Source organism: Pseudomonas sp. R62, assembly GCF_000257605.1.
GTDB classification, from domain to species: domain Bacteria; phylum Pseudomonadota; class Gammaproteobacteria; order Pseudomonadales; family Pseudomonadaceae; genus Aquipseudomonas; species Aquipseudomonas atacamensis.
In genome coordinates this window covers 478,639-493,145 of record NZ_JH635998.1, presented here as the reverse complement: position 1 = coordinate 493,145, position 14,507 = coordinate 478,639, and the positions used below count along the sequence as shown (strand labels likewise).

Annotated in this window: 11 protein-coding genes and 1 pseudogene; 4 read left to right on the top strand and 8 right to left on the bottom strand. The window is 52.5% G+C overall.

Annotated features, from left to right (window positions below):
* Positions 1 to 271: 271 nt before the first annotated feature.
* Entirely contained in the window at positions 272 to 724 is a 453-nt protein-coding gene (locus OQK_RS03700; protein ID WP_016771174.1) for a helix-turn-helix domain-containing protein, read from the bottom strand.
* 288 nt (positions 725 to 1,012) lie between these two features.
* On the opposite strand from OQK_RS03700, the gene OQK_RS03695 reads away from it, so the two are divergent.
* Positions 1,013 to 1,507 carry a hypothetical protein gene (locus OQK_RS03695; protein ID WP_016771173.1) on the top strand — a complete coding sequence of 165 codons (495 nt, stop codon included), beginning with the start codon at positions 1,013 to 1,015 and terminating at the stop codon, positions 1,505 to 1,507.
* Positions 1,508 to 1,606: 99 nt separating this feature from the next.
* Here OQK_RS03695 and OQK_RS03690 read toward each other — a convergent pair whose 3' ends face one another.
* The 5 genes from OQK_RS03690 to OQK_RS29025 all read right to left on the bottom strand — a co-directional run bounded on the left by OQK_RS03690 (position 1,607) and on the right by OQK_RS29025 (position 7,253).
* Positions 1,607 to 3,004, bottom strand: a complete 1,398-nt coding sequence (locus OQK_RS03690) for a hypothetical protein (protein WP_016771172.1) — start codon at positions 3,002 to 3,004, stop codon at positions 1,607 to 1,609.
* An 82-nt stretch (positions 3,005 to 3,086) separates the two neighbouring features.
* Positions 3,087 to 4,046 carry a restriction endonuclease gene (locus OQK_RS03685; protein ID WP_016771171.1) on the bottom strand — a complete coding sequence of 320 codons (960 nt, stop codon included), beginning with the start codon at positions 4,044 to 4,046 and terminating at the stop codon, positions 3,087 to 3,089.
* A gap of 199 nt (positions 4,047 to 4,245) precedes the next feature.
* Positions 4,246 to 5,412 carry a reverse transcriptase family protein gene (locus tag OQK_RS03680; protein ID WP_016771170.1) on the bottom strand — a complete coding sequence of 389 codons (1,167 nt, stop codon included), beginning with the start codon at positions 5,410 to 5,412 and terminating at the stop codon, positions 4,246 to 4,248.
* Between the two features lie 163 nt (positions 5,413 to 5,575).
* On the bottom strand, positions 5,576 to 6,886 hold the full coding sequence (locus tag OQK_RS03675) for a phosphoribosyltransferase-like protein (protein WP_016771168.1): 1,311 nt from the start codon (positions 6,884 to 6,886) through the stop codon (positions 5,576 to 5,578).
* Between the two features lie 127 nt (positions 6,887 to 7,013).
* Positions 7,014 to 7,253, bottom strand: coding sequence for a DUF3606 domain-containing protein (locus OQK_RS29025; RefSeq protein WP_081489820.1), 240 nt, complete (start codon positions 7,251 to 7,253; stop codon positions 7,014 to 7,016).
* Positions 7,254 to 7,411: 158 nt separating this feature from the next.
* Here OQK_RS29025 and OQK_RS03670 point away from each other — a divergent pair, with 158 nt between their 5' ends.
* Both OQK_RS03670 and OQK_RS03665 read left to right on the top strand, forming a co-directional pair.
* Positions 7,412 to 8,179: a hypothetical protein gene (locus OQK_RS03670; RefSeq protein ID WP_016771167.1), complete on the top strand. Its 768-nt coding sequence runs from the start codon at positions 7,412 to 7,414 to the stop codon at positions 8,177 to 8,179.
* 157 nt (positions 8,180 to 8,336) lie between these two features.
* Positions 8,337 to 10,496: a YecA/YgfB family protein gene (locus OQK_RS03665; protein WP_016771166.1), complete on the top strand. Its 2,160-nt coding sequence runs from the start codon at positions 8,337 to 8,339 to the stop codon at positions 10,494 to 10,496.
* Between the two features lie 286 nt (positions 10,497 to 10,782).
* Here the strand turns inward: OQK_RS03665 and OQK_RS03660 are convergent, their stop codons facing one another.
* Together OQK_RS03660 and OQK_RS03655 are read right to left on the bottom strand one after the other, a co-directional pair.
* Positions 10,783 to 12,537, bottom strand: a complete 1,755-nt coding sequence (locus OQK_RS03660; protein WP_016771165.1) for an SMEK domain-containing protein — start codon at positions 12,535 to 12,537, stop codon at positions 10,783 to 10,785.
* Between the two features lie 404 nt (positions 12,538 to 12,941).
* Positions 12,942 to 13,722: pseudogene (locus tag OQK_RS03655) on the bottom strand (mechanosensitive ion channel family protein); the annotation flags it as partial.
* 190 nt (positions 13,723 to 13,912) lie between these two features.
* Here OQK_RS03655 and OQK_RS03650 point away from each other — a divergent pair.
* The coding region (locus OQK_RS03650) for a DEAD/DEAH box helicase (protein WP_016771164.1) at positions 13,913 to 14,507 on the top strand (595 nt) is incomplete at its 3' end.

The following is a 14,507-nucleotide window of genomic DNA, read 5'->3' as shown; positions in this document are numbered from 1 at the left end:
CAGGATTGTCGGCCAGAGCTCTCAGCTTCCCCCATGTGGCCAGGCAGCTATAGACAACCGCTGATACTTCCGCATGAGCATCGTCGCAAAAGAGTCCGACGTCGATGTTGGTGTTGGCATTCTTTGGGGCTGCCGTGACGTTGTACGATGCTACGTGGGTATACAACGTGAGGGAGTCGACGGAGGACTCGATCATAACGGACAGAGCACTGGGCCTGCAGCTCAGATCCTCAGCAGACGCATTAAGTCTGTGGTTTTCCAAGGCTGCAAGTCAGGAACGATGCCAATGGCGGCCCACGGTCGATGTAGAAAGGCTCAGTGCCCGGGCTACCTCGGCTTGACTCAGTCCATCGGCTTTCAGAGCTTGGACGGCCTTAGTGGTTTCCACTCCTTTGGCCACTTGGGGATGAAGTGGCCCGTCCTGGTCGATCGGGATAAGGGAATCCAGGAGCTCCAGGCGCTCTAGCTCTTCGGCTGCCTCCTTTAACATCTCTCGGGCTGAAACATCCCTCTTAGCCCCGTGCACCAGTGCCAGCACTGCCAAAGGGCCGATCTCCAGGGCCTCTGCCAATGCCTCATTGGTTTCGATGGTCACCGCACTCTCGCCGTGCTCCAGACGGCTGATGTAAGAAGCATCGACGGCTCCTGCCAGCTCCAGTTGGTTCAACCCTCTTCTTTCTCTCAAGAATCGGAGGGTGTTGGCATAGGCTCTGCGCAGCTGCATCTACTGAATCCTGCAAAAGGAAACGGTATGCCGCGATTGATATGTCCCTAACAAATGCTTATAGTCAACTGATAGGGAAATTGGCTTTCCCCTGAGTTTTGAAACGTGTGTCCGGGGAGGGCCTCATGTCCTGGTTTCACGCGAGAAAGGTCGCTGCGGTCTGGGTCTGCCGCCTAGGTCTTGGCTGTGGGGGGGCTTCACAAGCGCAGATCAGAGCACCAGAGCCAATAGGGTTGCTGCCCAAGAGCTTCCCCGTATGCAGGAAGTAGTTAAGAGGAAGGATGCTGCATGTCACAAATGCGTAAAGTTGTCGCGATTGTCAGGAACTATCAGGAAAGAATCTCGGCTGAGTCTGTGGCACGCTATACCCGCGTACGTCTTGAAGATGAGTCTGGCAAGACATACTACATCAAACGCTTGGTTGTCCCTGGCTATCTAGCTAGAAACGGGGCTTTCAGCAGTGATGTGCCACGGACGTGGTATGTTAAGAATGTTGATAAACATACTGTTGTGATTGTGGGATTTGAGGGCAGTTCGGGCAAGTTTTTCTACGACCTTGACGAAGTAAAGACCCTTTCCAAGGGCGCCAGGGTACAGGGTGTTATTTATGCCATTGCTGCTGTGCCAGCGCCCATAATCGTCGCTGTAGCGACTTATGGTCTTGGGCTTCTATTGATGCCACTATTCGTTTATCAGGCTTACAAGTACCTCATCAAAATCCCTTCGCTTCTTAGTCAGGCGACGCTGAAGAGGGATTTCCAGGGTTTCGGAATCAGCATTTAAAGCGCTTGTGGATCTGTCGTAGGCTTGTTAAAGAGATAAGTTTACTGATGACAAGCCTGCGCGCTGTTGAGGCGCGTAGGTTCTATGCTATGCCGGATTTTACTCCAGATCATCGTCGGTAGAGGTCAGCTGCTGCATGAAGTGATCCTCACGCCGTTGTTGCATTGGGCCGTAAACACCAGGTGGCATGTGAAACTTTTTCATTGCTTCTGCATCATTAACGAGTTGATCAAGTGCGCTGCACTCATCGTAAATATGCTCCCAGTGGGTCAGGACGTTGGTGCGTATTCTAGAAGGTGCGCGTATCCTGGTGTGATCATCGAGGAGGATGTCAGGTAATTTGAAACGCCGGAAGCTATCGCTCGTTTTGAAACTTGTCTTGCGGAGTTTTCGATTGTAACTTGCAGCACGAAGCAGTCCAGTATGCCTGAACTTGGGGTCTTCATGCCTAAGCAGTTTGATGGCTAGTGCGTACTCTCGGTCGCTTAGAGCTTCAGAGAGTGGGTAGCTCATTTCCCAAAGCTTCAGCGTGTGATCAATTAGCTGGAGGGCTGATTCTTCAATATGCTCAGCCATCTGCGCAGCTGTCATGCCGACCTCTTTGGTGTATCCATAGAGCATTAATATTAAATAAAAAACCACTACGTGGCGCGACATGCCACGACAGATGTCGTTGCAAAGCACGTCCCCCAGTCCTTTGTTGAGAACAAAGTCATTTATTATGTTGGCCAGCATTGCAAGGTTCAAGCTCGACATGTCAAGCGCGAGGTGGCAAAGTGTCGAGGCGAGCTTAAGTCTGTGACGAAGTGAGAGTTCTGGAAAGTGGATGGCGATGAGGATGTGGATGATGTTGTATTCGAGTCTTTGGCTGTCTTCGAGTAAGTTCTGAAATTTAGATTCTATCCTGTTTTCCTGAAATTGGCTTAGTCCACCTAATCTACAAGTCACCCACTTATATTCACCTTCATATTCACTGGCAATGGCATTGGCTTCAAGAACTGAGAGCATGCTGAAAGCCGTCTCTGCGATGGGTACGCCACCTTTAATCAACGTGATGATTACAATCGAACCGTAGGTTTTGGAGTAGTGCAGACGGTTTTGGATAACCAGGTTGTCTAGCTTGACCTGATGAAAGACCCGGTTGAAGGTCTCGTGCATCATGATTTCGGTTATGTTCAACATCACCACCGAGGCAGCGGATTTGCCCTGCGTCAAGATTTTTGACAAGGCGGCATTTCGGCGCAAAAGAAACTCAGCGCCCCATACCGTAGTCGTCAGGTCAAGATAATGAGTGTACTCATGGATGCAGAGGTTATAGGCATCTTTTTCAGAAGGGGTGAGCTTGCCTGTGCTAAGTCCGGCCTTGAGTGCTGATCGGATCATCTTCCTATCTTTGGCGGAATAGGTGTTCAGGAGGATGACACTAGTGGTGTAATCAAGACTTCCAAGCTCATCTGGCGAGCACAGTGTAAATTTAGATCCTGGCTTGACTTTCATTGTGTTTTTTTGTGCTCGTGGTTGTTGGGTGTTTCATTGTAATGCTTGCGATGTAATTGTCTCAGCTTGTCGAAAATTATTCTTAATTTCGTAGCTCTAGAAACGGTTTCTTGTCGATGATTGCGGCTTGAGACTTATTTTTAAGAAGTTCGACTAAATCGCCCTGGTTTTGCAACAGGCTCACGATTTCTTCTAGGGTGCACAGGAAAATGGTTCTGTGATTAAGGAACTCTGCGCACTGACTGATGACGGCCTGCGTGTACCTGCTGTTTGAAATGAAGATGCCCGACACGTTTGCTCGGTTCATCACCCTCGCTAGGTGCGAGCTGAAATCGCCTACACCTACAGGGTCTTTAAGCCACTTCATTTCCACCACGTGTAGGGTGCCCGAGAGTTCAATGATGCCGTCGATCTGCTCCAGCACCACCGCGCTGTCCGGTGCCCTGCGGACAAAGTTCTCTCTCACATGGATGCCGTAAGCACGGAAGAGATCATTCAGCACCACCTCCAGGCGTCGGCCTCTTTCCTGGGGTTGGTCGTCCATACCGAAGAGGGCGAATAGACGGTTCTTTACGTCCTCGACCTCGCTGCGCTTGCGCGCGGCCTCCTGCTGGGCTGCACGGTGTGTTGCTTGCGCTTGATCGCGTTCAGCCTCTCGCTCCTGCTGCATCCTGGTGAACGCGTCTTTCTTGTTCACAGCTTCACGGACGCTGGCCACCAGGCCCTTGGCTTCGAGACGGTCGTCTGGCCAGCATGATTCGAAATCCTCAAATTCGACGACCCGACGGATCACCCCGCGACGTGGGCCTAATCCGGTATCACCACGCATGTTTAAGCGTGTCAGCACGGTGCGCACGATCTCGTATTTGCTGATCGAGCCTGGCGTGGTTTTCACCGTTGCGCTGACGGCTGCCAAATCCTCCTCAGTGACCCCGGCACCCTGGAAAAATAGGATGACGGATTGCTTGGACTTGACCAGTTTCGGGATGGTCTTGATCAGCAGTTCCAAGAGGTCTGCCGGGTAGTGAAATTGCTCAGCCATGAAAGCACTCGTTGTCCGTAACCTTTCCGATGGCTCACGCAAGGCGAGCCTGCTGCGCTTGTCATCATGGCCCTAGATGGTCGGAAGGTAAATCCCGACCGCAGGGTGGCTGCGTCAGCCTGCCAACTTACCTGACTTAGCTGCCCATGATTGCTTTGGTTAAGATGTTCCGGTCTGGGGTTAGAAATCAGGGCGACGTTTAGGGAAAGAGGACATGATCAAGCTCATTCTTTGAGCAGATTTCTTTGAGTCGGTCGCCCTGTTTTTTCGCCCAGTCCTGCTCGATGCTGTAGCCGTAGGCGATCTTCCCACTGACGTGGTTGATCAGCCCCTGAAGCGATTGAAAGCCCCGATGCTTGGCATGTGTCTTCGCGTCGATCGCGGGATGAGACAGGTAGTAGAGATGATCGCTTACAAACTTCTTATAGGATTTCGGTAGTCGAGGGGTGTCGCCGTCGACAAGCAGTCCGAGCACGATTTTGCGCGCCCCCGGTGCAATGATCTTCGTCTTGGCCTCGTTGAGCCAGAATCCTCCCTCAATCAAGCGCGCGTTGATCGACTTGATATGCTGGTGCGCATGTGACCGGTCGAATGCTTTTTTTGAGGAGAACACCAGGTCATCGGCATAACGCGAGTACACCAGATCCTTCTCCAAGGCGTAGTCCTGTAGGCTCTCATCCAGGGACTGCATAACCAAGTTTGCGATCCTCGGTGAGGTCGCAGCACCTTGAGGGACGTGACCGATACGGGGGTCTGCAGGATAGGGCAGGCCAGCGGGAAGCTCTCCATTGCCGAACCTTCGATCGGGGTTACCGCTTGATCGGACGCGGGTGCAAAGCCTGGCAAGTTCGAATGCCACCAGTGGCTGATACCCGAATGACCTGAAAAGGTCGTATACCCTTGGCTCTAAGATCGACTCGAAGAAGTTAGTGAGATCGAGCTTTATCAGCCATTCAGCCCCGCAATGAAGTTCGGCTGCTTCCAGTACGCCGTGTCGCTTGTCATAGGCATAGCTGGCTTCATGAGGTTCGACCCTGGACAGAATGTTGGTGTTTATCCAACGCTGTACTCTAAGCAAATCTTCGCTAGGGGCACATATCCACCGGAAGCGATCCGGACTGTGCCCTACGTTGGGCTTGCGCAGCTTGAATACGTTGTATGCCTCTGTCCTGTAGGTTCGGCTGATCGTTCGATGCAAAAAGGGGTATGGGACGTTAGCTACATGGGCGAGGTGCTTCAGGGTAAAGATGGGCGGACAGCCGTGCTTCATCTGCTTTGCCGTTTTAACGGCGTTCTGCAGTGTGTCATCAGGTACACTAACCTCGCGGCCTGTCTTCAAATAAAGCTGAGAGCTCCAGCGATTCATCTACCTTTAGATTCCGCTCTGGCGGATGGCAGCCTTCTGGCGCCAGACTTCGATAGCGAACACCATGAAGGCTGCCGCCCTCCAGTAGGCGTGAGATCGTCCGACGGTAAGCATAGTTTGCTCCCAAAAACGCCCCGCGCAACGCGCGGGATACTAGATTCCGCTACTGCGGAGCCCTCAGCTGTGTTGGATAATACGAAGCGAACGGATCGGGTGCCACAAAAAACTTCTTTCCCTGACGATGGAGGAAGCGGATGGCCTTATGGCCTGCTAGCGTCAACGCTCCAGAGTTCGTGAGCCAGCCCCTGCGGATGGCTCGGGCTCTTGCGCTGAGCAGAGAGTCGATTGAGAGAGGCAGTACTCTCCGCAGTTCTGCGAGCTTTCGCTTACCTCGCGAATGGGCAAGGAGGATGATCATCGCTGACTTGTTTTGATCGGTGTATCTCTTGAAGCGGGGAGATTTAGAAATCTCTGAAAAATTTAACTCGTCCAGTGCGTTCCTGATGGCGCAGTCAGGGTTGATTTGGGCTGATGGCCAGAGATTTTCAGTGACGCGTTTAGGGAAGAGCGAAGCCCATTTTCTTGACCCTCTGGTTTTATCTGAAACGAAAATGGCCGGCATGTTGTTTGGTGCCCCATGTTCGAAGGCTAGTAGGGCCGCCGTGTTTCTCCAGCCGAATGGCTCTTTGTTATATGAGCCATATTCTTGGCACAGCTCGATCATGTCGGTTAGGTCGTCGTCAAAGCTATTAAAAAGTGTTGGGCATTCCGTTACGAGTCTGACCGTGGGAGAGAATCGGTGCTCTCGGACATTATTAATGCCTTGTAAGGTTCCGCTGTAAGCCAGAACCCAAAATCTTAGAAATTTCCCTGAGTGCCAGCTTCTTATTGATGGGACATTCCACATGGCATCAAGCATGTCATAGGCCCGTTTGCCGCTGCCGATGAAGTCGGTCAGGATAACGAAGTTTCTTACCCGGGAGCTCCTAATATTATCAGCAGCAGGCTGAAGCAAAAAGCGTGTAGGGTTGGAGCGGCATAGCGTATTGGCTATTGAGGCAACTAGTCCTTCGCTTCCGATGTCCTGGGTTTTGAAAGTAAGTGACTGGACGACATGCTGTGCTGCGCCATAAGCTCGCATGTGTTTCTTTTTTGATCTGGAGTTAAGCGTCTTTTCAGATTTGTAGATCGGTGGCGGGAGTTCGGATTTTGTCTTTTGTAGTTCTCGCTCGATGAATAAGGCTGAGCTAGATCTTAGCGGGAGTTCGCTTTTGATCAATTTTACAAGGCTGTTCTTGAAGTCGCTCAGGGGGCAGTAGCTCACTGAATCTACGAGCTTCTCAGCTAACAGACGATCTTCGGGGCGCTTGTTGAACTGGCTTAGCCAAAGCTGTGTTTTTTCCTGTTCCTTTAATGGCTGCACAGCATTAATCCCTTTTCTTGGCTTGGGGAAAATAGGTGTAGCAATCCTCATCTCTGCACAGTCGCATTCCATGACTTACCATCAGCATCATGCATTTGTCTCCACGCTAATGTCCATGGCATCTCCGCCCAGCCCCAATCCATTCAAAAAACGGCCCTGGCGACAGGGCCGCTTCCCATCAGGATTGGCCGAGGTACTGACGCACTTTGTCTGCATACGTGCCGACGGCAGCAACAGCTTGCTTCAGTTCAGTCTCAGTGCAGCCGAGCGCTTTAGTCCAGTTACGGACTTCGTTGGCATCGTGGATGTCGATGCGATTCGCATCTTGAGGGTGGGTGATCGGAGGGTCTTCATGGGCTGCATCCCACCTGAAACACCTGTGGGGTCGCTCATCTGTTGCGGCTCTCTGTGCTTCCACTACTACAATTTGGGCTTATCGAGGGGCAGTGCCTCTGTTTGATGATGCGTTGAGGTGAAGACGTGGATGCCTCTATCTCAGGGCTTTGAGACCGGCTGTTCGTTGCTTGGTGGTCGAAACATTGCCACTATGGCCGATTCATTCAGTCGAGAATCGGCATGCGGACAGCACTACACCGTGACACCCTCGAAACCCTGGATGCCCAGGGCTATGAAGACGCATATGGCAAGCCCGTTGATAATAATGGCAAGGAGCGAGTACGACCTCCGGCCCTTTGCGATATCTGCCGACAAGACGTGTTCTTGCGAGCTGAGCACAGCAAGCTGCGCACTCCCAATTTCGTCCACTTCGAGGACAGCGCTCCCTGTCCGGTCAAAGCCTTCAACGCTCAAGCCTACCGCGCACTCAATCCTGGACAGGGCAATGCCGCTGACGCCCAGAGGCTTCGAGAGGGCTTCTTTGCGACCTGGCGGTATCACTGGCGAGAATTCGACCGGATCATCGGTTACGCCTCGGTCTTCGATTTCGTCTCCGTCCTCAAATACGCTGATCGCCACGGGATCTGGCGTTACCGGGACATGGGTGTTCAGGACGTGCTGCCTGTCCTGCTGACGCTTATGGACTTCCCTCCGCTCCCAAAGGGCAAGCGCCATCTGCGTGACTGTGGCTTGCGCTTCCTCTATGTGGGCACCGTTGCCAGTACCAATGACTACTGGAACCTGCCGGCGCACGAGCGGCGTCTTCTCAAAGTGGTTTACGAATTCCCGGGGCAGGCTCGTACATTCCAGTCAGAGCGAATTTCAGCGAAGCATCCCGTGGCTTTTGAGCCGGACTACGAGGCAGCTCGCTTCGATTTGGACGTCGACAATCAACCCACAGCCCACCCCTATGTCGTTAACACCATGGCCAGGGAGTTTAAGGTGTAGGTTTCGGCTGACTAGAATGTCGCTTGAGCGCTGCCATACCCGAAAAGCGATATGTGCCAAAATCCAACGAGTAAGGTCGCCAAGCAACATCACCGATGGTAGGGGGGGACGGGAAGTCTACCCTCCCATAGGAATCACGAACCTTGGAGCAGCAGGAATGAATCCCACGCACCGAAGTGAAGCCGAAGTTTTCAAGGAACTGATAAATCTGACGGCTCGACCAGGCTACGCTCACGCTATAGCCGGGATTTGTCATCGCGACAACTTTGTGTCGTTCCAAGGCGAGCACAAGCCCTCTGACCTTGATCATATATTTGACCGTAAAAGACTCAACCGCAATGAAATAAGCACGGTGTTGGGTCTGATGATGCGTCAGCCTCTCGATCTGTCTGAGGTCGATGAAGCCACACTTAGAGGCTATGCCTCCCGCACTGATCAGCTATTGGGTGAGCTTCACAGTGCTCTGAACGGTCAGGTGATCGGCGAGCTGGCCCCACAAGCCCAGAAGGGCGAAGTCGTGGAGGACTTTTGGCAAGGGCCGATGATGAAGGAGCCCATTTTCTATGCCACCGAATCAGCCTACAGCTTCCAGTATCGAGATTTTTTTGCAGAGAAACACGCTCCGGATGATGCCTGGTTAGAGCGGGTCATGGGGTTCAGCAGCGCCCAAGCTTTACGAGTGGCGAACGCGATGTGTTCGTTGATGAACGAGCGAGCTAACAACGGAGCGCGACTGACTGGTGAACCCCAGCTAGGCCAGATGCCGACAGGCTCGGTGCTGGAGCTTTTCGAGTTCAGGGCGCATGAAGTAGCCCATTGTTCGGGCCAGGAACTGGATGTCGTTGAGGCAGTTTTCAAAGCGCTGACGTTCAGTGGTGATAATGGCCTGTTCAGGGAGGTTGGGGACTTCAACCAGGTAGCGGCTACGCCTCTGCTGCCAACAGGTCGGGACTCAGTACTTCTGTTCTCTAATCACATGATTTACGAAGCCCTGTACGAGTCGCCTTTCTTCTGGATGAATCAGGATAAGGATTACAAGCAACAGGCCTCAGACAATCGTGGTGCATTTACCGAACAGTTCTCTCTGCGCCGCTTGGTATCGGTCTTCGGAAAGTCAAACGTCCACACCAACGTCAATTTGATCGAGGGGAAGCGGATCGTCGCAGAAGCGGACGTGCTGGTCATCTTCGGGGATCGGATTATCATCGTTCAGGCTAAAGCTAAAAAGCTGACCCTGGCGGCCCGCAAAGGTAGCGATGGACACATCAAGGCTGATTTTGCTGCTGCCATTCAGAAAGCCTATGACCAAGGGGCTGAATGTGCGACAGCTATCAGAGCTGGGAGCTGCCGCCTCGAAGATGATCAGGGCCAAGCTGTTGCGCTTCCGAAGCAGGTCAAAGAGATCTACCCGTTCTGCGTCGTGTCCGACCACTACCCGGCGTTAGCATTCCAAGCCAGCCAATACCTCAAATACTCAGCCGATGAGGTCGTTCGTCCACCTTTGGTGATGGATGTATTCCTGCTGGATGTCCTTGCGGAGATGCTTGATACGCCCATGCGTTTTCTAAGCTATGTCCGAATGCGCTCAGAGTCATCATCAAAGCTGATGGCGGGGCACGAGCTCACAGCCCTGGCCTATCATCTGCGGTGTAATCTCTGGCTCGACGATCAGTTCAATATGGTGATGCTGGAGGACTCGATCGCAGCAGAGTTAGATGCCGCCATGGTTGTCCGGCGGGAAGGACTACCGGGCCAGCGAGTCCCTGAAGGCATTCTCACTAGGATGAAAGGGACGTACTACGAGCGCTTGATTGAGCAAATTGAGCGCCGGCCTAACCCAGCAATTCTTGAACTGGGTTTCACCCTGCTTTCTATGAGCGAAGAAACCTGTAATGCGGTTCATCATGCCATGGAGCGCTTGACCAACATGACGAAAATCGATGGCAAGCGCCATGATTTTACGATTGGTATGACTGAGCATGGGGTGGGGATTTGTTTTCACTGTAACCCCACTCCTTCCGAGGAAGCCGTTCGAACGCTGGAGGTGCACTGTGCCAAACGCAAGTACACACATCAGACGCCGGAATGGTACGGGGTTTCGGTGGGAGTTAATGGTGAAATTCAGTTTGGCATAACCCTGAATTTCCCGTGGGAGAAGTCCACCCAGCTGGATGATCTAACAAGGGAAATGAAACCATCTTCATCGGTTAGACAGGGCCTGAAGGCCATGGAGAGATTGTTTGCCCCCAAAAAGCATGGGCGTAACGATGCGTGCCCCTGCGGAAGTGGACTCAAGTACAAAAAGTGCTGTCTGTGAGGGCATCTGAATCGATGCTTGGTTGCCAGCAGCGCCGGATGCTTGGATGAAGGCCGACCTCATAAAACCTCAAATGGGCTCTAGAGGCTGTTAAAGGTCTTGAGGTCAGGTCAGGCAAAAGCAGCTGAGGAAGCGGAGTTTTGGGATTGTAAGGGAGCATCCGAGCCCGTTTTCAATGCAGCATGGGCGAGCTCGGATGCATCTCGTATATAGCCTAAGGCTAAGCATAAGCTTTCAATAGGCGGCTCGTTCGCTATGGAAACCTATCAAGGATCAAATTCAGCAGTTATGATCCTGCAGCACCCACCTGTGAAAATCTTACCTCTAAGCTATATAGGGAGTCTTGCAGGCCCAGCTCTTTGTAAAGCTTTTCGGCCTGGTCATAATGCTCTTGGGCATCTGAGTGCTCTCCCAGCGCCTTATGGACAAGCGCGGAGCTGGCCAGTAGATTAGCTCGAATTTTTGGGTATACGTTGTTTTCTAGTTTGAGGGCGAGTTTGAAGTTGGATTTTGCGGAGAGTAGGTCTCCTTCGTCCTTGTCAACTAGGCCGATATTTAAAAGCGATGCTACTTGCGACCTTTTGTCTTCTTCTTGGATTGATAGTTCGTAGGCCTTAACGTTGTACTCGCGCGATTTTTCCAGGTTCTTGAGTCCCTGGTAGATGTTGGCGATATTTCCGTAGTGCCGTAACAGGCTTCTTGAGTCGCCCATCATCTCCGCCAAGTCAACGGCCTGGTCAAGGAACTCCAGTGCCTGGTGGAACAAGCTTTCGTCGCCTGAGATTTCAGCCATGTGCTTCAAGCGAATGGCGATGTTTGTCAGTAAATTTGACTTGATCGAGCGCAGTTCTTTCTTTTCGCTATCGTCCTTTGAGGTTTTCAGCGTGTCGTCAAGCAATGACTTGGCTTGACTAAAGTACTGGTCGGATAGTTCCAGGTTTTCTAGATTTAGATAGCAGCTGCCCAGACCGTTAAGGTGCTTTATTCGACCTATTTTGTGATCAATGCTGTCGGATATTACCAATGCTTTTTCAAACGCGTCTATGGATTCAGAGAAGCGCCCGTTGTTTTTATAAAGGAAACCCAGGTTCCCAAGTACTGCCTCTCGTTCTTTGAGAGTGATATCTTCTTTTTCGAGGCACGCTTTAAAGACCTTCTCAGCCTCCGGTAGTTTGCCTCTAAGCATAAGCCCTATCGCATAGAGGTTGGCTTCTTTTACGCTTTCGGGATCCAGGCTTGCAGCATGAGAATAATAAATATCTGCTTGGTCGGAGCCCAGTAGTGTATAGAGGTTGGCTATATCAATGAAATCCTGTGCCGCCATCTTTCTGCTCGTGTTGGCCAAGCTGTCTAGCAATTCCTTGGCTTGGTTTAGTTCGTTCTTTTCGATTAGGAGAATGACTTGGGCTTTAAGCGTCTCTCCTGTTTGAAAGGATCGCCCTAGGAGCTCTTCCAGCTTTTGGTCAACAATCGAGTCGTCGAAATGTGATAGCCAGTTGCTTATGGCCGTTGCTTTTTCAATTATGCGCCTAGGGATTTCGGAGAAGTTTTTTATTACGACGTCACGCATCTGCCTAAGGTCATCAACCCCGGTTGACAGAGCTTTTGTTTTGCGTATGACTTGGTTGAAATCCAGCACGTTTTTAGTGGTGAATTTAATGCCTGGGCACTCGGCATCTACTTTGTATCTGGTTTGCTTTTGTTTCAGTGAAAAAAAGAACAGTTCACCTATTTTTGTACGATGCTCATTCTCGATCAAGCCGTTGATCGTTGAGTTGATTTTCTTCGAGTCGACTCGTGAGCTTACTTGAACCCCAATTCGATTGGATTCGTCCAGTAAATCAATGGACTTGGCGTTCGTGGTCGTGTGGTTGGTATTGGCTAGATTCCACTTGTGCGAGACATTCAATATGCTAGCGACAAAATCTTCACTTACTATATTGGTGTCGACAAATCCAGAGGCGGTGTTCGTCTCAATAAAGAATTTAAGTACAGCAAAGTGAGTAGCGATCTCATCAAGCAAAGCTTTCCGTTCCAGCATTTTTCTATCCTTGAGTAGTGGTTTCACTGGGTGTGCCAAGAACAGAGATCCTACAATCATGCGATGTCATAACGCCACCCGCTTTTCAACGTCACTCGCCTTCTCAGTTCATAGCAGTGCAGATGCTCGTTTTGGAGGTACACGGCGTCCACCAGGCCCAGGGCCCCAAGCTAAGGCTGCGCTGCTGTGCGGTGGTTGTGGTGATGTCGGATTGGTAGGGGGTGGAGAATCAGTGACGCGCGCTCAACTTTGTATCGCTTGCGGGGCTTACGGAGTAGGGGGAGTTGATACGTGGAGGGGGGAGAGATAGACGGTTCAGTTCTGAAGTAGTACAGCCGGATCTAGTATGCGTACTAGCAAAGCACCCAACGGGGATAGGGGGCTTGCTGGGAATAGTATGTTTTCTGAGGGCGTCCGCTGAAGTTCTTGAACGACTCGGACATCAGCCGCCAGGTCGGGATCGAGACGATGGTTTTATCAAAGTTCTGCACTTTGACCGTGTGCAACGTGATGTCGACCACGTCGCCATCGGCGCCGACTTGTGGCATTTCGATCCAGTCGCCGACCCGCAGCATGTCGTTGCTGGTCAGCTGCACGCTGGCGACGAACGACAGCAGTGTGTCCTTGTAAACCAACAGAATCACCGCCGACATCGCACCCAGACCCGACAGCAGCAACAGCGGCGAGCGGTCGATCAGGGTGGCGACGATGATGATCGCGCCGAACACGTACAAAACCATTTTCGCCAGTTGCACGTAGCCTTTGATCGAGCGTGTACGCGCATGCTCGGGTGCGCGCGTAGATGTCGAGCAGGGCGTTGAGCAGGGCGCTGACCGCCAGCAGCAGGAACAGAATGGTGAACGCCAGCGCGACATTGCCGAGGAAATTCATCGCGGTTTTGCTCAGCTCCGGCACCAGGTGCAGGCCGAACTGGATCACCAGCGACGGCGTCATCTGCGCCAGCCGCTGAAACACCTTGTTGTGGCGGAAGTCGTTGATCCAGTGCAGCGCCGGCTGGCGGCCGAGCATGCGGCTGGCGTGCAGGATCAGGTAACGCGCCACCCGTCCGAGCACCAGCGCGATGACCAGCAGCACCAGCAGCGCCAGTCCCGATTGCAGAAGTGGGTGCTCTTCGAGCGTGCCCCAGAGGCCTTGGGCTTTGAGCCAGAGCTGTTTGATATCCATAAGCGAAACGTTTCTTCTGTAAGACGCGAGGGCCGATTAGAGCATTTAAGACGCTGTGTATTGCAGCGAGTGACAAATCGGGCAACAAAAAACCACTGATTGTCGGCGTTTGCACAAAGAAACTCGGCCTGAGCGCTCGAAACCGGTAACCTATGCAGCTGTTTTTTTGCATATCTTCGAGGTAGCACCCGTGTTTTCCCAATTCGCCCTGCACGAACGCCTGCTCAAAGCCGTGGCCGAGCTGAAATTTGTCGAGCCAACGCCAGTGCAAGCCGCGGCCATCCCGCTGGCGCTCCAGGGGCGTGATCTGCGGGTGACGGCGCAAACCGGTAGCGGCAAAACCGCCGCTTTCGTCCTGCCGATCCTCAATCGCCTGATCGGCCCGGCGAAGATCCGCGTCAGCATCAAGACGCTGATCCTGCTGCCAACCCGTGAACTGGCCCAGCAGACCTTGAAGGAAGTCGAACGCTTCTCGCAGTTCACTTTCATCAAGTCCGGCCTGATCACTGGCGGCGAAGACTTCAAGGTGCAGGCGGCCATGCTGCGCAAAGTACCGGACATCCTCATCGGCACCCCGGGGCGGATGATCGAGCAGCTCAACGCCGGCAACCTCGACCTGAAAGAAGTCGAAGTGCTGGTGCTCGACGAAGCCGACCGCATGCTCGACATGGGTTTCGCCGAAGACGTGCAGCGTCTGGTCGATGAGTGCCCGAACCGTCAGCAGACCATGCTGTTCTCCGCCACCACCGGCGGTTCCGGTCTGCGCGAAATGATCGCCAAGGTTC

What these genes read in the sequence shown, in the direction of transcription:
- OQK_RS03680 (WP_016771170.1), bottom strand. Translation starts at nt 5,412, where the DNA reads ATGAATCGCTGGAGCTCTCAGCTTTATTTGAAGACAGGCCGCGAGGTT.
- OQK_RS03670 (WP_016771167.1), top strand. Translation starts at nt 7,412, where the DNA reads ATGCGGACAGCACTACACCGTGACACCCTCGAAACCCTGGATGCCCAG.
- OQK_RS03700 (WP_016771174.1), bottom strand. Translation starts at nt 724, where the DNA reads ATGCAGCTGCGCAGAGCCTATGCCAACACCCTCCGATTCTTGAGAGAA.
- OQK_RS03690 (WP_016771172.1), bottom strand. Translation starts at nt 3,004, where the DNA reads ATGAAAGTCAAGCCAGGATCTAAATTTACACTGTGCTCGCCAGATGAG.
- OQK_RS03675 (WP_016771168.1), bottom strand. Translation starts at nt 6,886, where the DNA reads ATGAGGATTGCTACACCTATTTTCCCCAAGCCAAGAAAAGGGATTAAT.
- OQK_RS03695 (WP_016771173.1), top strand. Translation starts at nt 1,013, where the DNA reads ATGTCACAAATGCGTAAAGTTGTCGCGATTGTCAGGAACTATCAGGAA.
- OQK_RS03660 (WP_016771165.1), bottom strand. Translation starts at nt 12,537, where the DNA reads ATGCTGGAACGGAAAGCTTTGCTTGATGAGATCGCTACTCACTTTGCT.
- OQK_RS03665 (WP_016771166.1), top strand. Translation starts at nt 8,337, where the DNA reads ATGAATCCCACGCACCGAAGTGAAGCCGAAGTTTTCAAGGAACTGATA.
- OQK_RS03685 (WP_016771171.1), bottom strand. Translation starts at nt 4,046, where the DNA reads ATGGCTGAGCAATTTCACTACCCGGCAGACCTCTTGGAACTGCTGATC.